We start from the raw sequence: 19,631 nt of genomic DNA on the forward strand, positions 1-19,631 counted from the left end.
GAGCGGGCGACCACACACCCGTCGTTGTTGCTCAGCACCACAGTGGGCTTGCCGAGCAGGGACGGGTCGAAAAGACGTTCGCAGGACACGTAGCAGTTGTTCACGTCCACCAGGGCGATCACGCCGAGCGCCCCACGGGGCGTGTTGGTATGTCGCGATGTTCGTTCTTGCGATGTTCCCTGTGCTTGGAGATCTGATCCCTGCCCATGAGAGCAGGTATAGCCGCCGGAGGCGACATCATTGCTGACCCCGCGTGAGGGGGCATGGGTGGGGGTCCGGAGGCCAGGGACCTAGCTTCCTCGAATCAGCGGCCGCGCCCACCCCGGGCGGTGTGCATAGCGAGGTCGCCTCGTCCTTGCCGAGCCGGTTCACTGCTGTCGATCGTGGAGCTAGGCTCGGCGCACACGATCCGGATGCACCGGGAGGGGGAGTCCATGCCGAGGATGTCCGCTCTAGAAGCTTCGTGCTGCCGCAGTGCGCCATGGAGTCTTTTGGCCCGGCGAATGGTCCCCTGGGCGACCCAAGGCTTCCCCGTCACCGGGAACGTGCTGGAAATCGGCGGGGGCAGCGGGGCGATGGCCGAAGCGATCGTCCAAGCCAACCCTTGGGTGCGGCTCACTACGACCGACGCCGACCCGGTGATGGTTGAGGTTGCGCAGCAATGCCTTGTCAGATTCCCCCATGCTGAGGCCTGTCAGGCCGACGCCACCCGCCTGCCCTTCGAGGACGAGTCATTTGACACGGTTGTGAGCTTCCTGATGCTCCACCACGTCATCGAGTGGGAACACGCGGTGGTCGAGGGGTCCCGGGTTTTGCGGCCGGGCGGGGCATTGGTGGGATACGACCTGCTTGCCTCACGGATGGCCTCCTTGGTGCACCGGGCCGATCGCTCTCCCCACCGACTCATCGACCCCGGAGCCTTCGAACCAGTTCTCGACCAGGTCGGCCTGGAGCTCCTCGCCCTCCGGTTGTCCTTCGGTGGGCGGATTCTACGCTTTGTTGCCCAGAAGCCAGCTACGCGGTGACCTGCGTTGGCAACCAGGCCTGGACTGCGGGATGAGATCCCGTGCTGTGGGGGCCCTGTCGTTGACAGGGCCCCCACAGCACGGGGGCGGCTTCTCTAGGAGCCCCTGGGTGGATGCCCAAGGCATCCAGTGGTGTGGGTCAGCGGAAGGTGACGTAGCCGACCACGGGCATGGCGTTGACGTCGTGGACGAAGGTGCCCTGGGTCGGATTCAGCGCGGAGATCATCTTGCCGCCGCCCAGGTAGACCCCGATGTGGCCGCCACCGTTCTGGACGACAAGGTCACCGGGCTGGGGGTTGGCGGTCGGGGTACCAGCCGCCCACTGGGCCTGGCTGGTGCGGGGGATCTCGATGCCGTTCTGGGTGTAGACCCACTGGGTGAACCCGGAGCAGTCCCAGGCGCCGAAGGCGGTACCACCCCAGACGTAACCACCGCCCACACCCTGCATGGCGGTGCCCACGAGCCCGCTCCCGGAAGTGGAGACAGCAGTAGTGTCGGTGGACTGGACGGAAACATCCGAGGCCGAGGCCATCTGCGGCGTCGAGGCCGCCTGCGCCCCAGGGGCCGGGGTGGCTGCCGGGACGATCGGGGCCGCGGCGGGGGACGAGGCCAGGGTCGCCACCACGGGGGCGGGGGTGGAGGAGGCGGTGTTCGAGGGGGTCGGTAGCTCGGCGTAGGCCTGGGCGGGTGCCACCGAGCCGAGCACCGTCGCACCAGCGGCGGCTGCGAGAGTGGTGCGGCGAACGAGGCGGGACGGGGTCTGGGCGCGGTGGCGAGCAGTACGGCGCTGGAACATGGGCATGAGTGGATTCCTCCCTTTGCCTGCGAGGTGAGCTGTCGGATGCGGGTGGGAGACACCCGGCCGGGCGGACGCGCGCGTCCGGCCGGCTTAACCCCCAGGCCCCAAGGGCGGGACCGTGTATGGTTCCCCCGCTTCTGCCAAGCGATGTCTTTTCAGCGGACCCCGGGCACCGGCAGAATTCGGCGATGTACCCGGGGATGCCAACCGGATCGGCGATCGGCACGCAGAGGACAGTAGCGAACAGATAACGGAAAAGTCACGTTACGGTTACGGCCGCTCCTCCCCCCTTGTTTCACCGCCGAGCGGGACGGAGAGACGCTCGGGAGTGACAGCCGAGGCGGCGGCCGCCTTCTACTCGCGCCCCAGCACATTGCTGCCGAAGAGGTGCATATCTGACGGCGACTAGCGGATTTACGCGGTGTGCGCCCAGGCCCTCCTGTACCTGCGGCTCCGTCAGAGGGGTGCAAGAGCGCAGCTGCCAGCCCCTGCCGCCCCACAGGGATTGGTAAGAAAAGGCTAGGAAATCATCCAGGCTATTTTCAGGAAGTCGTTCTCTTCCGGCGGCGCGAGAGAGATTTCTTCATGAGATCTTCATGGTTCCTATGCATCTTTCACAAAAGGAAATGGATGCGTGGCGTGGCGCGCGCCTCGCTCTCGGGATTTCTTCACGGAATCTTCAAGGAGTAAGTGCTTCATCCGGCCAGATCCGCAGTTTGCTGTCGGTTGTATGGCGGATTGGCTCCGGCCGGTTCGTCTCCTCGGCCGAACCGACGAAGGAGCAAGCCATGACTCATCATGTGACGTCGATGCTGGAGACCTACCCGAAGGACCTGGGCGGGGTGGACGAGGAGAAGCTAGCCGCCTGCATCGAGGCCTGTTTCCAGTGCGCCCAGACCTGTACCGCCTGCGCCGACGCGTGCCTGTCCGAGGACATGGTCGCGGAGCTGACCAAGTGCATCCGCACCAACTTGGACTGCGCGGATCTGTGCGAGGCCACCGGGCGGGTGCTCTCCCGGCACACCGGCTACGACGCGAACATCACCCTGGATGCGATCCGGGCCTGCCAGATGGCCTGTAAGGCCTGCGCGGACGAGTGCGAGAAGCACGCCTCGATGCACGAGCACTGCCGGATCTGCGCGGAGGCCTGTCGGCGCTGCGAGGCCACCTGCGCCGAGCTGGTCGCCGCCCTGGGCTGAGCCTGCCCCCGCGGACCCATCACCCGGGTGGCGGACGGCGGTGAGAAGCTCCGGGGCTGGCTGGGAGCGAGGCCGCGGAGCAAGCCCGAGCTGCACAAGTCGGGCGACGCCATGACACACCCACCGCCCGGGTGATGCCCCGGGTGACTGATCACCTGGGGAGAAGTTCCTCCACGGAAACCGGGCCTCTTCTGGAGGCCGACGCTGACCCACGGAGGCCGTGGATGGGCCTCCGTCGGTGAAAGAGGAATCTGATCCGTTGACCGGGCACCTCCGGAGGCGGGGGTTCTTTCTTCCCCCCGTATCTCATTGAGCACAGCCCCGCCCGCGCGGATCGTTCCCGCCCCGGCGGCGGGGTGATCACCGAGCCGGCATCTCAGGGTCGAGCTCCCTCGTCGTGGAAGAGAGACATCATCATGGGTTCCACCCCATTCCGTGGCCGCCCCACGGTGGCCGCCACTATCGCCGTCGCCACCGCCTTGCTGGGCGGGGCGACCGCCCCGGCCTTCGCCCGCTGGGAGGCCACCCCGGTCTCTGCCCATACCCAGACCGAGACTCTCCAGCCCGAGCCCACCTCCCCGACCGCCTACGAGTTCGGCGAGACCCTGGCCGGCCTCGAAGGCGAGGAACTGGAGATCACGTTCCTGGCCGAGATCATCCCGCACCACCGCGCCGCCATCGAGATGGCCGAACTGGAGCTGGAGCGCGGCACCAGTCCCGACATCCGCACGCACGCGGAGAACATCATCGCCAACCAGCAGCACCAGATCGACCAGTTCACCCGGTGGCTGGAGGAGTGGTACGGGCTGACCCCGGAAGAGGCCATGGCCCAGGTCCCGGCAGAAGCCCAGGAGGAGATGAAGATCCTGGAGGAGGAGACCCAGATGATGATCGAGGAACTCTCGGCCGTGGAGGCCGGTGAGGACTTCGACGTCGCCTTCGTGCAGAAGATGATTCCGCACCACAACAGCGGGATCATCGAGTTCCTCGAGCCGCAGTCCCGTGCCGTGCACCCGCAGCTGCGAGTGGCGGCCACCGCGGGGATCACCACCCAACAGGCCCAGGTCGCGGACTTCCGCACCTGGCTCGCCGGCCGCGCCTGATCACCGAGCTGAAACAGCGCGATCGGTGGGGCCACCTGTTAGGGTGGCCCCCACCGATCAACGACAGACTTCCATGTTCCGACCGCGCGAAAGGGGAGACCATCGTGTACTCCGGGATCGTGGCCATGGCCCTGGTGGCGCTGTCGGTCGTCGTTCTCCTCTATGCACTCCACCGCGCTGCCGTCATCACCGCCGAGCCGTTGACGGTTCTGCCCGCCCAATCCGGGTGGATGCCCCAGGAGCACGCGCTGTCCCGATTCCACGCCCGCTGGTACCTCGCCTCAATCGTGTTCCTGGCCTTCGACGTCGAGATGCTCTTCATGTATCCGTGGGCGGTGGTCGTGATCGAGAAGGGGATCTCCGCGGTCGTGGAGATGTTCCTGTTCCTCGGGGCCCTGCTCGTCGCCGTGGCCTGGGCCTGGCGCGAAGGAGCCTTCCGATGGGCCTAAGCGGTGCTCTCGCCCGGCTCGCGGTCCGGGCCACCCGGGTCCTCGTCGTCGAGGTCCCGGGGCACTGGGCGACCCGGATGGAGGTCGAGCACCAGCTGCTCCGCCGTGGGTGGCGACCGGCGTGGACACCAGCGGACGCGGACGTCCTGGCGGTGTGCGGTGTCCCCGGCCCCGAGCTCTCGGAGCTCGTGGACCGGCTCTGGGAGCAGATGCCCGGTCCCCGCGTCCGCGCCGACATCACCTCGCCCGGAACTGTAGGTTCCGCCCTCGACGCCGCCGCAGCCCTCCTTCTCGACACCCCGCACCACCGGACGGACGCCCAGGAGCGGGCGCAGGAACCCGAGATCCCCGAGGACGCGGATCATGGGGGTCACGGGGGCATGGGCCACGGGGGCATGGACCACGGCGAGATGGACCACGGCGAGATGGACCACGGCGAGATGGACCACGGCGGTCATGGCGGCATGGACCACAGCGGCCACGGCGGGATGGACCACGGGGGCATGGACCACGGCGAGATGGACCACGGCGGTCATGGCGGCATGGACCACAGTGGCCACGGCGGGATGGACATGGCCCCGGGGGGAATCGCCCTGGCCGGGGGCGGGGAGGACCGTGACGGGCTGGAGATGGACGTGCTCCACCTGCCGCTGGGTCCCGTGCTGCCGTTCTGGCCGGCCGGGCTCGTGCTGCGCTGCTCGTTGCAGGGGGATGTCGTGGTCGACGCCGAAGCCTCCGTGGTCGACGGCGCCGGAGCAGGCGGACCGGGTCCCGGTCCCGCGCCGGCGGCGGTGGTGTGGTGCGACCAGGTCATGGCGTTGCTGGCTCTCGCGGGGGTCGAGGACGCGGCGGCCTGCGCCCGCCGCGCCCGGGACGCCCTGCTGTGCGGTGACGAGGACGCCGCCCGGGCCGCCGCCGAGCGGTTGCACCGGACGATCCGGAGATCACGACTGCTCCGCTGGTCGCTGCGGGGCGTGCTGCCGCTCGACCCGTCCGACCTGGAGCAGCATGGTTTGCCGCGGCGCTGCCTCGGGGACGCCCACGACCGGCTGCTGGCCCGGGTGGAACGGATCCGGGCCGAGGCCGGCGGCGCGGAGCCGGTCCCGGTGGAGGACGCCGCGGTGCCGTGGGCGGTGCTGCCGGAGCTGGTGACCGGGCTGGAGCTGGGCTCCGTGCGGTTGGCCGTGGCGAGCCTGGATCTCGATCCGCATCCTGCCGTCCAGGCGGTGGGGCATGGCTGAGAGCGTGGTGACGACCGTCCCCGGAGGATGGGCCGTGCTGGCGGGGATCCTCCTGTGCGGCTTGGCCTTCTTCGCCGTGGCGCTGGATGCGGCGCTCTCGGCCCGGGCGCAGGGCACCGGCGGCGGATGGGGCGCGCCGCTGGGCCGTGCGGCGAGGCTGCTGCGGCAGCGGCGCCGGAGCACCGTGGCCGCGGACACCCTGCTGTGGCGGATCGGTGGCGCGGGCATGCTGGTCGGGGCGTTCCTGATGATCGCGGTGATCCCGCTGGGGGAGTGGACGCTGGCGGACCTGGACGTCGGTGTCGTGTGGTTCAACACCGTGGACGTCATGGTCTGGGCGCTGGTCTGGTTGGCCGGCTGGGGTGCGAACTCCGCCCACGGCCTGGTGGGCGGCTACCGCTTCCTGGCGCACGGGCTGGCCTACGAGCTGCCGTTGATGTTCGCGCTGGTGGCCCCGGCGATCGCCGCCGGCAGCCTGGCCGTGGGCGATGTCGCGGCGGCCCAGGACGGCGTGTGGTTCGTGGTCTGGATGCCGGTGGCGTTCCTCGTGTTCCTCATCGGCGTGACCGGCTTCTCCGTGTGGGGCCCGTTCGCCCCGGCGCTGGCCGCCGACATCGGCGGCGGCGTGCTGGCCGAGCTCTCGGGGGTCGACCGCCTCGTCCTCCAGGCCGGGCGCTACCTGTTCCTGACCGCCGGAGCCGCCTTCTCGGTGCCGCTGTTCCTCGGGGGTGGGGCCGGGCCGGTCCTGCCCGGCTGGGCGTGGGTCCTGGTGAAGACCGTGGCCGTGCTCGCGGTGCTCGTGTGGTTGCGGCGGAAGCTTCCGCTGCTGCGCCCGGACCGGTTCATGGAGATCGGGTGGATGGTCCTGCTCCCGGCCGCCGTGCTCCAGGACCTGGTCGTGTCCCTCGTCGTCGTCTGGAAGGGCTGAGCCGTGCTGGTCGGAATCGTATTCTGGGTGCTCGCCGTGGTGGCCGTGACCGCGGGGGCAGCTGTGTTCGTGGTGGACTCCATGGCCCGGGCCACCTATGCCCTGGCGCTGTCGTTCATCGCGGTGGGGGTGCAGATTCTGCTGCTCGGGCAGAGCTACCTCGGGATCATCACGATCCTCATGATGGTGATGGAGATGGCGGTGATGGCGGTCTACATGGTGATGTTCATGGGCATGAACCCGGCGCTGATGCCCATGGACATGACCCACGGGAAGAAGACCGCGATCGTCGCCTCGGCCGGGGTCTTCGTGCTGCTGGCCGCCGGTGCGCTGCTCGTGCCGTGGCCGCAGCGGCGCGGTGCTCCGCCGGAGGACCTCACGCACGCGCTGGGCCTGGAGATCATGGGCGAGAAGATGCTGGTCATGGCCGTGGTGGGCCCTGTCATGGTGGCCACCATCGTGGCCGGGGTGGTCCTGGCCGCCCACCGCACCCGCTACGACCGGCTCGGTGACGACCTGCGCCGCCGCCCGGCCGACGACCCCCAGCCGGGGGGTGTGGGCCGATGACCCTGGAAGCCGTGCTGGTCGTGGCCGCCGCACTGTTCGCCGTCGGGCTCTACGGCGCCCTGTCCCAGCAGGTGGTGGTGATGGTGATGATGGGCCTGGAACTGATGATCAACGGGGTCCTCCTGGCCGCCGCGGGCTTCTGGTGGTTCCTCGCCCCGGACCCCTCCGGGCAGGTGCTGCTGCTGGTGATCCTGGCGGCCATGACCGTGGAGATGGCCATGGGCTTCGCCGTGGCCACGCTGCTGCACCGCAGGCGCCAGACCGACATGACGGACATGGCCGAGGAGCTCTCCCGATGACCGCGGCCCAGGCCGTCCTGCTGGCCGTGGTGGTGCTCCCGGCCACCGTGGGGGCGGTGCTCGCCCTCACCCGGGCGGAGCGTGCCGCGGCCCCGGTCGCGGTGGCGACCGCCGCGGTGACCACGGTGCTCGCGGCGGTCGCCGCCCTGGCGCGGCCCGCCCTGGCGTATCCGTTCGTGGCCGGTGCCGACTTCGCGCTGGAGGCCGACGCCCTCGCGGCACTGACCCTCCCGATGGTCGCGGGAGTGACGCTCCTGGTGCTGGTCTTCGCGGCCGGCAGCATCCGGGCGGCACGGCCGCGCTTCCACGGGCTGATGCTGCTCTTCGCCGCCGCGGCCCTGACCACGGTCACGGCCGCGAGCCTGCCGGCGCTGCTGTTCGCCTGGGAGCTGATGGGCGCCACGTCCTACGCCTTGATCGGGTTCTGGTGGCGGGACGCCGACCGCGTCTCGGCCGGACTCACCGCCTTCATCACGACCCGCACCGCGGACTTGGGACTCTACGTCGCCGCCGGCGCCGCCCTGGCCGGCGGCGCCGGGATGGCCCTGTCCGCCCTGCCGGCCGCCGAGAGCCCGTGGCGGCACGTGATCGCGGCCGGGATCCTCGTGGCGGCCCTAGGCAAGGCCGCGCAGCTGCCGTTCTCCTTCTGGCTCTCCGGGGCGATGAAGGGCCCCAGCCCGGTGAGCGCGCTGCTGCACTCCGCGGCCATGGTCGCCATGGGCGGCTACCTCCTGCTCCGGGTGGAGCCGCTGCTGGCCTCCACCGGGTGGGCGGGCCCGGCCGCGGCGTGGATCGGGGCGGTGACCGCGGTGCTGATGGGGTTCGTGGCGCTGGCCCAGCGGGAGCTCAAGCAGCTGCTGGCGGCGTCCACGGTGGCGCAGCTGGGCTTCGTCGTGCTGGCCGCCGGGGTGGGCGCGGTCAGCGGCGGCGCGGCCCACCTGGTGGCCCACGCCTCCACCAAGGCGCTGCTGTTCCTGGCCGCCGGGGCGTGGCTGACGGCCCTGGGCACCGAGGAGCTCGCGGCACTGCGCGGGGCCGGCCGCCGGTGGCGGGTCGTGGGCGTGAGCGCGACCGTGGGGGCGCTGGCCCTGGCCGGGATCGCCCCACTGTCCCTGTGGGCCACCAAGGACGCGGTGCTGGCCGCCGCCCTCGAGGCCTCGGCGTGGCTCTACGCCGCCGGGCTCGTGGCGGCGGCCCTGTCGGCGGCCTACGCGGGCAAGGTCCTGTGGACGATCTGGTATCGGGGTGTCCGCGCTGAGGCCCAGGAGGGCGGCACCGGGGGAGTGGGGGTGCTGGAGCAGGTCCCGCTGGTCGTGCTCGCCGTCGGCGCGGCCGCCCTCGGGGTGCTGGCCCTGCCCCCGGTCAGCACGACCCTCGCCCAGGCGGTGGGCGGGCACGGTGAGGTGGCGGCCGCCGAGCTGCTCGTCTCGGCCGCGATCGCCCTCGTGGTCCTGCTGCTCATGCTGCGCCTGCGCGTCCCCGAGCCGGGATGGGCCGTGCGGTGGCTAGGGTTGGAGGCCGCCGCGCACGCCGTCGTCGTCCGCCCCTCACTGGGCCTGGCGCACGCCCTGGCCCGGTTCGACGACCTCGTCCTGGACCGGGCCGTGACCGCCGCCGCCGGGGCCGTCCCGGTGCTGGCACGGGCCGCGGCCCGGTTCGACGACCGGGCCCTCGACACCGGGGTCGAGGCCACCGCGCACGCCGCCGACGCGACCGGCCGGGGTGCGGCCCGGCTCGACGACGACGTCGTGGACGGCGCCGTCGAGGGCCTCGCCGGCCGGGTCCGCCGGCTCGGGCAGCTGGCCCGGGCCCCGCAGACCGGGGCAGTCCACCAGTACTTCCTCCAGGCCGTCGCGGTGCTCGCCGTCGGCGTCATGGTCTGGTCCGTCTACGCCGTGATGGGATGAACATGCTGAGCCTGATCGTCTTCCTGCCCCTGGCCGCCGCCGCCGTCCTGGCCGTGGTCCCCTCGATCGGGGCCGCGGCCGCGCGGTGGGCGTGGGTGGCGGTGAGCGTCGTGGAGCTGCTGCTCGTGGGCGTGCTGTGGGCGGGCTACGAGGACCCGGGACCCAACGGGCTGGCGTTCGAGGAGCAGGTGCCGTGGATCCCCGGGGTGAACAGCAGCTACCACGTGGGCGTGGACGGGCTCTCCCTGCCGCTGCTGGCCATGACGGCCGTCGTGTTCCTGGCCTGCGCCGTCCACGCCCTGCGGGACGCGGACCGCCCGCGCGTGCAGGCCGCACTGTTCCTGTTCCTGCAGGGCGTGAGCCTCGGGGTGTTCGTGGCGGCCGACCTCATCCTGTTCTTCGTCTTCTTCGACCTGTCCATCGTGGGCATGTACTTCGTGATCGCCGGGTGGGGCCACGGCAACGCGGTCCGGTCGGCGCTGAAGTTCTTCCTCTACACGTTCCTGGGCTCCCTGGCCCTGCTGCTGGGCTTCATCGGGCTCTACGTGGCGGCGGCACCGCACACCTTCGACATCCCCGAGCTCGTCGCGGCCGCACCTCTGGCGGGCGATCCGCTCACCGGGGGGTTGGTGCTCGCGGCGATCCTGGTGGGCCTGGCCGTGAAGACCCCCACCGTGCCGTTCCACACGTGGCTCCCCCCGGCCCACACGGACGCCCCGGCCACCGGCTCGGCCGTGCTGGCGGGGGTGCTGCTGAAGATGGGCACCTACGGGTTCGTGCGCATCGCCATGCCGATCCTGCCCGAAGCGTGGCGGGCGTGGGCCTGGGTGATCGTGGCCGTCGGCGTCGTCTCGGTGCTCTACGGGGCGTTCGTGGCCCTGGCCCAGACGGATCTCAAGCGGATGATCGCCTACACCTCGGTCAATCACATGGGCTACATCGTCCTGGCCCTGGGCGCGGTCGGGGTCCTCGCCGAGGGCGCCGCCCAGGCCCGGTCCGTGGCGGTCACCGGCGCGGTGGTGCAGATGGTCAGCCACGGGCTGATCACCGCCGCCCTGTTCCTGCTCGCCGGGGTGATGCAGGACCGGGCCGGCTCCTACGACATGGGCTCCTACGGCGGGCTGGCCGCCCCCGCCCCGCGCTACGCGGCGCTGTTCGCGGTCGGGGCCTTCGCCTCCCTGGGCCTGCCCGGGTTCTCCGGGTTCATCGCCGAGTTCCAGATCTTCGCCGGCAGCGTGGCGGTGGCCCCGGTCACCGCGGTCGCCCTGGTGGGCATCCTGGTCACCGCCGCACTGTTCCTGCGGGCCCTGCAGCGGGTCTTCACCGGCCCGGCGGCCGGGCACACCCCCGGGTTCGAGGACCTCCGGGCGCCGGAGCTGTGGTCCGCCGGTCCCCTGCTGGGCCTGTCCCTGCTCATCGGTGTGCTGCCCCGGGTGCTGCTCGAGGTGATCGAGCCGGCCTCGGCCGCCCTCGTGGGCCTGGTGGGACGGTAGCCGATGGAGGCCTCGATGCAGATGCGCCCCGAGCTGCTGCTGCCAGAGATTCTCGTCTTCCTCGGCGGGCTGGTGGTGCTGCTGGGCGGATCCTTCCTGCCCCGCGACCGGCAGTGGATCGCCCGCGCCGCCGCAGCCCTGGCCCTGCTGGGTGCCGCGACCGCCGCGGCCCTCGCCATGGCCGGGCCCGCGCAGAGCGCCTTCAGCGGCACCTTCACCGTGGACACCGCCACCGGTACCGCCCGGGTGATCACCGCCCTGACCACCCTGCTAGTCCTGGGGGTGGCCTCCGGGGAGATCGCCGGGTCCCCGCGGGAGTCGGACACGTACGCGCTGCTGCTGCTGGCCACCACCGGGGTGATGGTCCTGGCCGGGTCCACCGACCTGCTCGTGCTGATCGTGGGGTTCCTGCTGGCCAGCATCCCCCTGTACGGGATCGTCGGCCTCACCGGCGGCCGCGCCGGGGCCGAGGCCGCCATGAAGACCTACCTCATGGGGGCGCTGTCCGGGATCCTGCTCATGCTCGGGGTCACCGTGCTCTACGCCCTGGCCGGGGGCACCGACTACGCCCTGCTCGAGGAGACGCTGCCCGCGGCCCCGGCCGCGGCCGTGGGCGCGGGCGTGCTGGGCGTGCTCGCCGGGCTGCTCTTCAAGGCCGGTGGGGTGCCCTTCCACTTCTGGGTGCCCGACGCCGCCCAGGGCACCGGGGCCACCGCCGCCACGTTCCTCACCACCGTCCCGAAGGTGGGGGCGCTGGTGGCCGTGTACCGGCTCGTGGCCACGGTCTCCGCCGGGGACGGCTCCTGGTTGCTCGTCGCCGCACTGCTGGCCACCGCCTCGATGGTCCTGGGCAACCTCGCGGCGTACTGGCAGACCGACCCCCGCCGGCTGCTGGGCTGGTCCACGGTGGCCCAGGTCGGGTTCCTGCTCGTGCCCGTGGCCGCGGCCGGGCGCAGCGACCTGGCCCTGCCCTCGCTGCTGTTCTACCTCGCCGCCTACGCCGTCACCAACGTCGCCGCCTTCGCCGTCACCGCCGCGCTGCCCGAGCACCGGGAGCTGGCCGACTACCGGGGCCTGGCGCGCTCCCGCCCCGGCCTGGGGCTGGCGCTGCTCGTGGCGCTGCTGGGGCTGGTGGGGACCCCGCCGCTGGCCGTGTTCGTCGGCAAGCTCACCACCGCCACCGCCGCCTGGGACGGCGGGCACGGCTGGCTGGCCCTGGTGGTGATGCTCAGCAGCGTGCTCAGCCTCTTCTACTACCTGCGCTGGTTCGCCCCCGTCTTCGCCCGCCCGGAGCAGCACGCCGCGGGGTTCCCCGGCCGCGGCGGGGCGGCCGCCTGGCCGGCCGTCACCGCCGGGGTCGCCGCGGTCGCGAGCCTGGTGCTGGGTGTCCTGGCCGGCGCCCTGTGGGCGGCCCTCGAGGGCCCCCTGGGAATGTAGGTGCGGCGACCTTCGCGCCCCGGACCGCCCGTGCGCAACGCCGAGAGGGGCGAACTCAGGCCCGGGTGCTCTGGCCGTGCTCGGCCGCATAGGCGGCGAAGACCTCACCGGGGTGCTCCCCGGTGCCCACGAAGTCGTCCTTGATCTCGGACCCGAGCTGGTCCAGGGCCGAGGACAGCCGCTGGGCGCTGGACCGCACCGCCGGCTCGGACCGGGCCATGGCCGCATCACGGAGCCGCAGCGCATACGGCAACTGCCGTGCCAAGGACAGATCGGGGTCGCTCTCCTGAAAATAGAAACCCTCGGTGTGCTGGGTGAAGTCCACGGAGATCTTCGTGAGATCCGCCTGCAGGGAATCCAGGACCCGGGAGGCGATGACCGGCTCGACCTCCTCGATCGTCTCGGCATAGTCGGCGTCGGCCAGCCCCTTGAGTTCCAGGGCCAGCGCCCGGCGCCGCATCAGGGGAGGATAGATCTGCGTGAACCACGTCAGCGCCGCGGTCAACAGCGCGAACCCGGTCAAGGCCTCGAACGGGGCAGCGACCCGGATCCACGAGTCGGTGGCCACCACGTCCCCGTAGCCCAGCGTCGACAGCGTCACCACGGAGACGTAGACGGCCTCGACCGCGTCCGGGTAGGCGGCCGCGTCGATGCCGGAGGAGTACATGAACCCGCCCGGGACGTGCGGGTAGTAGATCAGCGCCCACCCCGCTGCTTGCAGCACCACCCAGAGGAGCACCACGGCCACCATCGCCGCCGGCCCCACGGCGGAGCCGGCCCGGTGACCGGTGGCCTTCGAGACCTTCCACACCGTGGAGAGCACCAGTCGGCTCAGACGTCCCTGGCCGCTGGGGTGCAACAGGGTGTGGAACATGTCCATCAGCCCGGCCACGATGACCACGATCCCCAGAGCTGTCAGCAGTACGTCCATGATCGACCTCCGTCGTTGGTTTTTGTTCTTCCGGTCCCCGGGTTACGGGGCGGCTCACCGGTCCTCAGTGCTGTTCGTGCTCGCCCTGCCGCGCGTCCTCGTCGGAGCGGTGTCGCACGGTGAACCACTGCGCCACGACGATGACCAGGGCCACCACGGCGGTGATTACCAGGGTGAACGGGTCCGACTGGGATTTCAGCAGCACGAACGGCACGAGCACCGTGACGTCGAGGGCGATCGCGACCCAGGGGATCCACGGTTTGGCCCCGACGTCGTCCTTGAGGTGGCGGAGGATGCCGAGGTGGATGGCGATGTCCATCGCCAGGTAGAGGATGGCGCCGAGGGAGGCGATCTGGCCCAGGTCGAAGAAGGCCGCCATGACGATGGCCAGTCCCGCCGTGATGTAGAGGGACTGGTGGCCCTCCTGACCCGGCAGCCCGGGGGCCTGGCCCATGTCGCGGAGCATGTCGTAGAGCTTCGAGACCGAGAACAGGCTCGCGATCAGCCCCGACAGGGTCGCGACGACGGCGATCGCCACGGTCAGCGTCACGCCCCAGGCGCCGAACATCGGCTCGGCCGCCTCGGCCAGGGCGTAGTCCCGGGCCTCGACGATCTGCGGCACGGTCAGGCTGCCGGTCACCGCGACGGTGATCAGCAGGTAGAGCACGGTGCACAGGGCGAGGGAGATCATGATGGAGCGGCCGATGTTGCGCTCCGGCTGCTGCAGGTCGGCGCCCTGGTTGGTGATCGTGGTGAAGCCCTTGTACGCCAGGATGCACAGGGTGGTTCCGGCCAGGAAGCCCAGCCATCCCGCCTCCGGCGGGGTGCGGTCGGCGGCGCTGAACAGCCGGCCCAGGGAGGACACCCCGGCGGCGAGGATGCCGGCGATCGCCAGCACGGCGATCCCGACGATCTTGAGCGCCGCGGTCACCGTGGCGGAGCGCTCCACCCACCGGTTGCCCACCAGGTTGACCAGGGCGGCGGCCACGATCGCCACCACCGCCAGCACCGCCACCCACACCTCGGAGCCCTGCAGGCCGAAGGGGCGCAGCAGGTAGGAGGCGAAGGTGCGGCCCAGCAGGGACTCGGCCAGGATCATCGACACGTACATGAACAGGGAGAAGGACCCGGCGAGAACCCCGGGGCCGTAGGCGGCCTTGAGCAGCATCGCGATCCCGCCGGAGGACGGGTTGGTGGCCGAGTAGCGGATGTAGGAGTAGGAGCTGAACGCCACGACCACGGCTCCGGCGAGGAACGCCCAGGGCACCCAGCCGCCGGCCAGTTCGGCGACCTGCCCCACGAGGGCGAAGATGCCTGCGCCGATCATCACCCCCGTCCCGAGGGCGACGGAACCGGTCAGGGAGAGCTTCTGCTGCGTCTGCGTGTCGTGGTCCATGAGGAGGTGCACGTCCTTCCTGCCGGGCGGTGAGTGCCCCCGGCGGTGGGGTGGTTCGGACAGGGTCGGTGGGCCGGCCCACGGTGCTCAGCGGGCCTCGAGGGTGCCCATCATGCCGAGGTCCTCGTGGTCGAGGATGTGGCAGTGGTAGACGGTGCGGCCGGCGAAGTCGTCGAAGGCCACCCGGACCGTCACCTCTCCGAAGGCCGGGACGTTGACCACGTCCAGCCACCGCGGTGCGGCGACCTCGCGGCCCGCCTCGGTCACGACCTGCATGGGCCACACGTGCAGGTGCATCGGGTGGTCCATGGGGCTGGAGTTGGTGAGGGTCCACTCCTCCACGGTGCCCACCCGGACCCGCTGGTCGGTGCGCTCGGCGTCGAACGGCCGCCCGTCGATCGTGAAGGACATCATCTGCCCGGGGCCGCGCATGCCGCCCATCATCCCGCCCATGCCCATGCCCATGGCGAAGTCCAGGGTGCGCCGGGCCGCGACCGGCTCCTCGCGCAGGTCCCGCAGCACCGGACCCGGGGGGACGGGGCCGGCGTCCGCGGCCCGGTCCCCGGTGACCTCGAGGGTGAGCAGCTCGATCGGCTCGTCGGTGCCGGGGCCGTCCCCCGGCATCGCCCCGCCCATCATGCCGTCCATGCTGCCGCGGTCCACGGGGGCGGCGGTCAGGGTGGAGGCGCCCTCGCGGGTGTCCACGAGCAGCTCCACCCGGTTGCCCGGGGCCAGGGTCACCTCGGTGAGCTCGACCGGCTCGGGGAGGCGGCCGACGTCGCGGCCGAGCAGCCGCAGCTTCTGGCCGTCGAGGGTCAGGCGCAGGTACCGGGCCGGGCAGGCGTTGACGACCCGCCACAGCTCCCGCTCCCCGGGTGCGGCGCCGGCCCGGGGCCGGACCTGGCCGTTGACCAGCACGGTCTCGCCCTCCCGGCCCATCATCCGCTGCGGCGGGGAGACCTCGGCCAGGTTCCCGGAGTCGTCGAGGGTGAGGTCCGAGACCACCAGCACCCGTTCCCGGGCCACGGGCACGGGGTCGGGGTCCTTGACGACGATGGCCCCGTAGAGACCCGCCGCGAGCTGGTCGGCCACGTGCCCGTGCCGGTGCGGGTGGTACCAGTAGGTGCCGGGCGGGTGGTCGTCCGGAAGGGAGAAGTCGTAGTCGAAGGAGTCCCCGGGGGCGATGCTGACGAAGGGGTTGTCCCCGTTGTCCTCCGGGGAGACGTGCAGCCCGTGCACGTGCAGGTTCGTGGGGGCCTCCAGGCCGTTGGTCATCGCCACCCGGAGCGTGTCGCCGGGGCGGACCCGCAGGGTGGGCCCCGGCAGGGAGCCGTTGAACGCCTGCACGTGCGCGGTGCGCGCCCCGATCCGCACCCGGGCGGGGGCGGCCTCCAGGGCCAGGTCCAGGGCCCCGTCCCGGCTGGACAGCACCTCGGGCTGCAGCAGCTCCCGGCCGCCGCCGAGGGCCTCACCACCGCCGCCGGTCCACCACAGCCCGGCCCCGCCCACGGCCGCGGCGCCGGCCCCGGCCGCACCCAGGGCCAGCAGCTGCCGGCGGGTCAGCGGGCTCACCGGTCGCCCTCCTCCAGGGTCCGCAGCCGCTCGCGATACTCTTCGGTGCTGATCTCCCCGCGGGCGTAGCGCTCCTCGAGGATCTCCCGGGACCGGCGCGGACCCGCGCCCGTCGGCGGCGGGGCGCTCCCGCCCTGCCGGGTCCCGCCGCCCGTGGGCGGCGACGCCGGTCACCGGGGCAGTCAGGAACCGTCCGGCAGCTCCTGGAGCATCTGCTCCATCTCGGTGATCTCCGCCTCCTGGTCCTCGACCACCTGGCGGGCGAGCTCGACGGCCTGGGGGTTCTGTCCCTGCTCGATCTGCTCCTGGGCCATCTCGACCGCGCCTTCGTGGTGGACGGTCATCTGCTCCAGGTACAGCCGGGCCGCGTCCGTCCCCTGCGCGTCGGTGAGCATGCCCATGTCCTCCTCGCTCATCATCCCGCCGGCCCCGTGGTCCATGGACGTGGAGTCCTCGCCGGACATCGGCGCTTCCCAGGTCTGCAGCATCTGGTTCATGCGCTCGATCTCCGGGCCCTGGGCATCGATGACCTTCTGGGCGAAGTCCTGGACATCGGCGGGGATGTCGTCCTTGGCCAGCAGTGTCTCGCTCATGTCCACGGCCTGCTGGTGGTGGGGGATCATCATCTGGGCGAACATCACGTCGTCGTCGTTGTGCTCTTCAGCGATCGGCTCCCCTGAGGTAGCGCCCGGCGGGGTGCTCGAGGGGCTACCGGCCCCGGTGGCGGCAGCTGTGGAGCTGGTGGTCTCGGAGGCCGCGTCAGTGTTCTGTTCGCCTCCGGTGCCGCAGCCGGCCAGGGCCAGGGCAGAGGCGAGGGCCACGGCGGTGAGGGAAGAGGCTCGGTTCATGGGGATGTCCTTACGTGGGGTGGTTGGGTGGTGGTGGCCCCAGGCAGGGCCTGGAGACCGGGAGCCGGGTCGGGCCGTGGGGGATCCGGTCCCGGCACGCTCAGGAAGAGGTGACCGCATATCCGGTACGCGCCACTGCGGCGCGCACGGATTCCTCTGCGACAGGGGTGGTGCTGGTCACGGTAACGGCCGAAGCCTCGCCGGCTACGAGGTCGATCTGCACGTCAAGGACCCCCTCCAACGCCGTGAGGGCCTCGGTGACCCGGCCGGCGCAGTGGCCGCAGGTCATGCCCCCCACCTGGTAGGTCGTGGCGGTGCCGTCCGAGGACGGCGACTGCGCCTCGACGGCAGTCCCCGCTTCCTCAGGGACAGAGGAGGGAGCGCAGCAGGCGCAACCGGTGGCGGCCATCGGCAGGGGGCGGCGGGGCGAGCTGGTCATGGTGGGCTCCTTCGGATCGTGAGGGAACGGGGAGCGCCCCTCGCCTCTCAGGTATATACCCTGGGGGGGTATAGTGCAAGGATGTCAGTGAGCCTCCCGAGCGGGAGGCAGATCGGCCAGTTGGGGGGGCGGCAACTGGATGGTGAACACCGCGCCGTGTCCGGGTCCGGGGGAGGTGGCGGTGAGGGACCCGCCGTGGGCTTCGACCAGGGCGCGGGAGATGGTCAGGCCGATCCCGGAGCCGCCGTGGTCGCGGTCGCGGGCGGTGTCCCCGCGGTAGAAGCGTTCGAAGACGTGGGACAGGTGTTCGGCGCTGATGCCATCACCGGTGTCGGCCACGTGGATGGCGATCTGCCCGGGACCCTGCCGGGCCGCCCTCAGGATCACCTTTCCGCCCAGCGGGGTGTGGCGCAGGGCGTTGGTGAGCAGGTTGCCCAGTACCTGGCCCATCCGTTGCCGGTCCACGTCCACGGTCCCGGCCGACTCGTCGACGTCGAGCTCCAGGGCTACGCCCTTGGCGGCGTAGCCCTCCCGGTGGGCCTCCACGGCACTCCGGAGGAGCTCACCGACGGGCTGCTCGGTGCGGTCCAGGTCGATCCGGCCCTCCTCGGCGCGGGAGACGTCGTTGATGTCGTCCACCAGCCGGGTCAGTCGGGCCAGTTGCTCGCTCATGAGCTCACTGGTGGTCTCATCCCAGTGGGTGACCCCGTCCTGGAGGGCCTCGCAGTAGACGGTGAGCACCGCGATGGGGGTGCGCATCTCATGGGCCAGGTCTGAGAGCATTCGCCGGCGGGTGTCCTCGGTGCTCCGCAGACGGGCGGCCATGGTGTTGAACGAGGAGGCAAGGGCCTCGACCTCCGCCCCGGCGCCCATCGCCGGGACCCGGGTGTCGTAGCGGCCGTGGGCCATGCCCTGGGCCGCCTCGGTCAATCGTTCCAACGGCCCCCGGATACGACGGGAGCACCAGGTGCTGACCACCAGGGCGGTGCCCAGGGCCACGCCCAGGGTGATGAGGTTGGTGTCGCGGTAGGCCTGCTCCACGTGCAGCAATTCCGGGGAGTTCTCCGGGTGCCCGGCCATGATCAGGTGCTCGTGGAAGATCGCCGGGCCGGCCAGGGAGGCCACCACGACCGCGGCGAGCAGGCTGGCGGCCACCACCAGCAGCTGGGCGAGCAGGAACCGGGAGACCAGCCCCCGGGGGCGTCGGGTCATCGGGCCCCCATCCGGTAGCCGACCCCGCGCACCGTGTCGATATGGGCGGTCGGTTCCTCGCCCAGCTTGCGGCGCAGGTGGCCGATGTGCACGTCCACGATCCGCTCGTCGCCCACCCAAGCCGGGTCCCACACGATGTCGATGAGCTGACGACGGGAGAACGCCTGGTGTGGGCGGGCCGACAGGGCCGCCAGCAGGTCGAACTCGGTGCGGGTGACCGCCACCGGATCGCCGCCCACCCGCACCTCGTGGGCGGTCAGGTCGATGACGAGGTCCCCGAACACCCGCGCCGGCTCGGCCGGGGCCACGGTGGTGCGCGGGCGGCGCAGCACCGCGGCCACCCGGGCGACGAGCTCGCGCACGCTGAAGGGCTTGGTGATGTAGTCATCGGCCCCGGCGGCCAGCCCGGCCAGCTTGTCCTCCTCGTCCCCGCGGGCGGTGAGCATCAGCACGTAGCACTCCGAGAAGGCCCGCAGCCGCCGGCACACCTCGACCCCGTCCAGCCCCGGCAGCCCCAGATCCAGGACCACGACGTCCGGGTGCTCCGTGCGGGCGGTCTCGAGGGCGGCGGGGCCGGTGTGCGCCTGGGCGACGGCGTAGCCGGCGCGGGACAGGTAGGTGGCGACCATCTGCGCCAGAGGCTTTTCGTCGTCGACCACCAGCACCCGCCCGGCTGAGGACGCATCCCTGTCTGCGGAGATCACCATGATCCCAGTGTGTCCCGCCGTCCCGACGTAGAAGCCACTTGGGGGCCGGATGGTCCGCAATCTTCGCCAAACCTTCAAG

20 protein-coding genes, 1 pseudogene and 1 riboswitch are annotated in these 19,631 nt (G+C 71.5%); of the genes and pseudogenes, 11 read left to right on the top strand and 10 right to left on the bottom strand.

Annotated elements, in window-relative coordinates:
- Nucleotides 1–122: pseudogene (locus RF646_RS12535) on the bottom strand (impB/mucB/samB family protein); the annotation flags it as partial.
- A 321-nt stretch (nt 123–443) separates the two neighbouring features.
- Here RF646_RS12535 and RF646_RS12540 point away from each other — a divergent pair.
- The gene (locus RF646_RS12540; protein WP_143470094.1) at nt 444–1,025 is read left to right on the top strand and encodes a class I SAM-dependent methyltransferase; all 582 of its coding nucleotides are present in this window, start codon (nt 444–446) and stop codon (nt 1,023–1,025) included.
- Between the two features lie 139 nt (nt 1,026–1,164).
- Here RF646_RS12540 and RF646_RS12545 read toward each other — a convergent pair whose 3' ends face one another.
- Complete coding sequence (locus RF646_RS12545) at nt 1,165–1,827, bottom strand: C40 family peptidase (RefSeq protein WP_368836150.1); 663 nt, start codon at nt 1,825–1,827, stop codon at nt 1,165–1,167.
- 5 nt (nt 1,828–1,832) lie between these two features.
- Nucleotides 1,833–2,022, bottom strand: a riboswitch (cyclic di-AMP (ydaO/yuaA leader).
- A 590-nt stretch (nt 2,023–2,612) separates the two neighbouring features.
- Here RF646_RS12545 and RF646_RS12550 point away from each other — a divergent pair.
- The 10 genes from RF646_RS12550 to RF646_RS12595 all read left to right on the top strand — a co-directional run bounded on the left by RF646_RS12550 (nt 2,613) and on the right by RF646_RS12595 (nt 12,447).
- On the top strand, nt 2,613–3,023 hold the full coding sequence (locus tag RF646_RS12550; protein WP_019310387.1) for a four-helix bundle copper-binding protein: 411 nt from the start codon (nt 2,613–2,615) through the stop codon (nt 3,021–3,023).
- Nucleotides 3,024–3,439: 416 nt separating this feature from the next.
- On the top strand, nt 3,440–4,126 hold the full coding sequence (locus RF646_RS12555; RefSeq protein WP_098055718.1) for a DUF305 domain-containing protein: 687 nt from the start codon (nt 3,440–3,442) through the stop codon (nt 4,124–4,126).
- Between the two features lie 104 nt (nt 4,127–4,230).
- Nucleotides 4,231–4,575, top strand: a complete 345-nt coding sequence (locus RF646_RS12560; RefSeq protein ID WP_019310385.1) for an NADH-quinone oxidoreductase subunit A — start codon at nt 4,231–4,233, stop codon at nt 4,573–4,575.
- Nucleotides 4,566–5,816: a hypothetical protein gene (locus RF646_RS12565; protein WP_368836151.1), complete on the top strand. Its 1,251-nt coding sequence runs from the start codon at nt 4,566–4,568 to the stop codon at nt 5,814–5,816. Before RF646_RS12560 ends, RF646_RS12565 begins: the two co-directional genes overlap by 10 nt.
- The gene (locus tag RF646_RS12570) at nt 5,809–6,744 is read left to right on the top strand and encodes a complex I subunit 1 family protein (protein WP_029603322.1); all 936 of its coding nucleotides are present in this window, start codon (nt 5,809–5,811) and stop codon (nt 6,742–6,744) included. Before RF646_RS12565 ends, RF646_RS12570 begins: the two co-directional genes overlap by 8 nt.
- Before the next feature lie 3 nt (nt 6,745–6,747).
- Nucleotides 6,748–7,311, top strand: coding sequence for an NADH-quinone oxidoreductase subunit J (locus RF646_RS12575; protein WP_019310382.1), 564 nt, complete (start codon nt 6,748–6,750; stop codon nt 7,309–7,311).
- Nucleotides 7,308–7,610: an NADH-quinone oxidoreductase subunit K gene (locus tag RF646_RS12580; protein WP_019310381.1), complete on the top strand. Its 303-nt coding sequence runs from the start codon at nt 7,308–7,310 to the stop codon at nt 7,608–7,610. The genes RF646_RS12575 and RF646_RS12580 overlap by 4 nt, the downstream gene beginning before the upstream one ends.
- Nucleotides 7,607–9,517, top strand: a complete 1,911-nt coding sequence (locus RF646_RS12585) for a proton-conducting transporter membrane subunit (RefSeq protein WP_035962911.1) — start codon at nt 7,607–7,609, stop codon at nt 9,515–9,517. Before RF646_RS12580 ends, RF646_RS12585 begins: the two co-directional genes overlap by 4 nt.
- A 2-nt stretch (nt 9,518–9,519) precedes the next feature.
- Complete coding sequence (locus tag RF646_RS12590) at nt 9,520–11,010, top strand: NuoM family protein (RefSeq protein ID WP_029603319.1); 1,491 nt, start codon at nt 9,520–9,522, stop codon at nt 11,008–11,010.
- 15 nt (nt 11,011–11,025) lie between these two features.
- Entirely contained in the window at nt 11,026–12,447 is a 1,422-nt protein-coding gene (locus RF646_RS12595) for an NADH-quinone oxidoreductase subunit N (RefSeq protein ID WP_368836152.1), read from the top strand.
- Between the two features lie 55 nt (nt 12,448–12,502).
- Here the strand turns inward: RF646_RS12595 and RF646_RS12600 are convergent, their stop codons facing one another.
- The 8 genes from RF646_RS12600 to RF646_RS12635 all read right to left on the bottom strand — a co-directional run bounded on the left by RF646_RS12600 (nt 12,503) and on the right by RF646_RS12635 (nt 19,552).
- Nucleotides 12,503–13,378, bottom strand: coding sequence for a potassium channel family protein (locus RF646_RS12600; RefSeq protein ID WP_035962920.1), 876 nt, complete (start codon nt 13,376–13,378; stop codon nt 12,503–12,505).
- Nucleotides 13,379–13,442: 64 nt separating this feature from the next.
- Nucleotides 13,443–14,774, bottom strand: a complete 1,332-nt coding sequence (locus RF646_RS12605; protein WP_098056165.1) for an APC family permease — start codon at nt 14,772–14,774, stop codon at nt 13,443–13,445.
- A gap of 87 nt (nt 14,775–14,861) precedes the next feature.
- The gene (locus RF646_RS12610; RefSeq protein ID WP_368836153.1) at nt 14,862–16,346 is read right to left on the bottom strand and encodes a multicopper oxidase family protein; all 1,485 of its coding nucleotides are present in this window, start codon (nt 16,344–16,346) and stop codon (nt 14,862–14,864) included.
- Nucleotides 16,343–16,429: an SHOCT domain-containing protein gene (locus RF646_RS12615; protein WP_311254043.1), complete on the bottom strand. Its 87-nt coding sequence runs from the start codon at nt 16,427–16,429 to the stop codon at nt 16,343–16,345. The genes RF646_RS12610 and RF646_RS12615 overlap by 4 nt, the downstream gene beginning before the upstream one ends.
- Before the next feature lie 99 nt (nt 16,430–16,528).
- Complete coding sequence (locus tag RF646_RS12620) at nt 16,529–17,194, bottom strand: DUF305 domain-containing protein (RefSeq protein ID WP_368836154.1); 666 nt, start codon at nt 17,192–17,194, stop codon at nt 16,529–16,531.
- A 100-nt stretch (nt 17,195–17,294) separates the two neighbouring features.
- Nucleotides 17,295–17,633: a heavy-metal-associated domain-containing protein gene (locus RF646_RS12625; protein WP_019310372.1), complete on the bottom strand. Its 339-nt coding sequence runs from the start codon at nt 17,631–17,633 to the stop codon at nt 17,295–17,297.
- Between the two features lie 84 nt (nt 17,634–17,717).
- The gene (locus RF646_RS12630; RefSeq protein ID WP_368836155.1) at nt 17,718–18,845 is read right to left on the bottom strand and encodes a sensor histidine kinase; all 1,128 of its coding nucleotides are present in this window, start codon (nt 18,843–18,845) and stop codon (nt 17,718–17,720) included.
- Nucleotides 18,842–19,552 (bottom strand): response regulator transcription factor, encoded by a 711-nt coding sequence (locus RF646_RS12635; protein WP_368836156.1) that lies wholly within the window; start codon nt 19,550–19,552, stop codon nt 18,842–18,844. Before RF646_RS12635 ends, RF646_RS12630 begins: the two co-directional genes overlap by 4 nt.
- Between the last annotated feature and the right edge of the window lie 79 nt (nt 19,553–19,631).

Source organism: Kocuria sp. CPCC 205261 (genome assembly GCF_040981025.1).
Classification (GTDB): domain Bacteria; phylum Actinomycetota; class Actinomycetes; order Actinomycetales; family Micrococcaceae; genus Kocuria; species Kocuria marina.

Excerpts from the sequence above, each read along its gene's own strand:
- RF646_RS12540 (WP_143470094.1), top strand. The coding sequence starts at position 444 with ATGTCCGCTCTAGAAGCTTCGTGCTGCCGCAGTGCGCCATGGAGTCTT.
- RF646_RS12545 (WP_368836150.1), bottom strand. The coding sequence starts at position 1,827 with ATGCCCATGTTCCAGCGCCGTACTGCTCGCCACCGCGCCCAGACCCCG.
- RF646_RS12550 (WP_019310387.1), top strand. The coding sequence starts at position 2,613 with ATGACTCATCATGTGACGTCGATGCTGGAGACCTACCCGAAGGACCTG.
- RF646_RS12555 (WP_098055718.1), top strand. The coding sequence starts at position 3,440 with ATGGGTTCCACCCCATTCCGTGGCCGCCCCACGGTGGCCGCCACTATC.
- RF646_RS12565 (WP_368836151.1), top strand. The coding sequence starts at position 4,566 with ATGGGCCTAAGCGGTGCTCTCGCCCGGCTCGCGGTCCGGGCCACCCGG.
- RF646_RS12570 (WP_029603322.1), top strand. The coding sequence starts at position 5,809 with ATGGCTGAGAGCGTGGTGACGACCGTCCCCGGAGGATGGGCCGTGCTG.
- RF646_RS12580 (WP_019310381.1), top strand. The coding sequence starts at position 7,308 with ATGACCCTGGAAGCCGTGCTGGTCGTGGCCGCCGCACTGTTCGCCGTC.
- RF646_RS12585 (WP_035962911.1), top strand. The coding sequence starts at position 7,607 with ATGACCGCGGCCCAGGCCGTCCTGCTGGCCGTGGTGGTGCTCCCGGCC.
- RF646_RS12590 (WP_029603319.1), top strand. The coding sequence starts at position 9,520 with ATGCTGAGCCTGATCGTCTTCCTGCCCCTGGCCGCCGCCGCCGTCCTG.
- RF646_RS12595 (WP_368836152.1), top strand. The coding sequence starts at position 11,026 with ATGCAGATGCGCCCCGAGCTGCTGCTGCCAGAGATTCTCGTCTTCCTC.
- RF646_RS12600 (WP_035962920.1), bottom strand. The coding sequence starts at position 13,378 with ATGGACGTACTGCTGACAGCTCTGGGGATCGTGGTCATCGTGGCCGGG.
- RF646_RS12605 (WP_098056165.1), bottom strand. The coding sequence starts at position 14,774 with ATGGACCACGACACGCAGACGCAGCAGAAGCTCTCCCTGACCGGTTCC.
- RF646_RS12620 (WP_368836154.1), bottom strand. The coding sequence starts at position 17,194 with ATGAACCGAGCCTCTTCCCTCACCGCCGTGGCCCTCGCCTCTGCCCTG.
- RF646_RS12625 (WP_019310372.1), bottom strand. The coding sequence starts at position 17,633 with ATGACCAGCTCGCCCCGCCGCCCCCTGCCGATGGCCGCCACCGGTTGC.
- RF646_RS12630 (WP_368836155.1), bottom strand. The coding sequence starts at position 18,845 with ATGACCCGACGCCCCCGGGGGCTGGTCTCCCGGTTCCTGCTCGCCCAG.
- RF646_RS12635 (WP_368836156.1), bottom strand. The coding sequence starts at position 19,552 with ATGGTGATCTCCGCAGACAGGGATGCGTCCTCAGCCGGGCGGGTGCTG.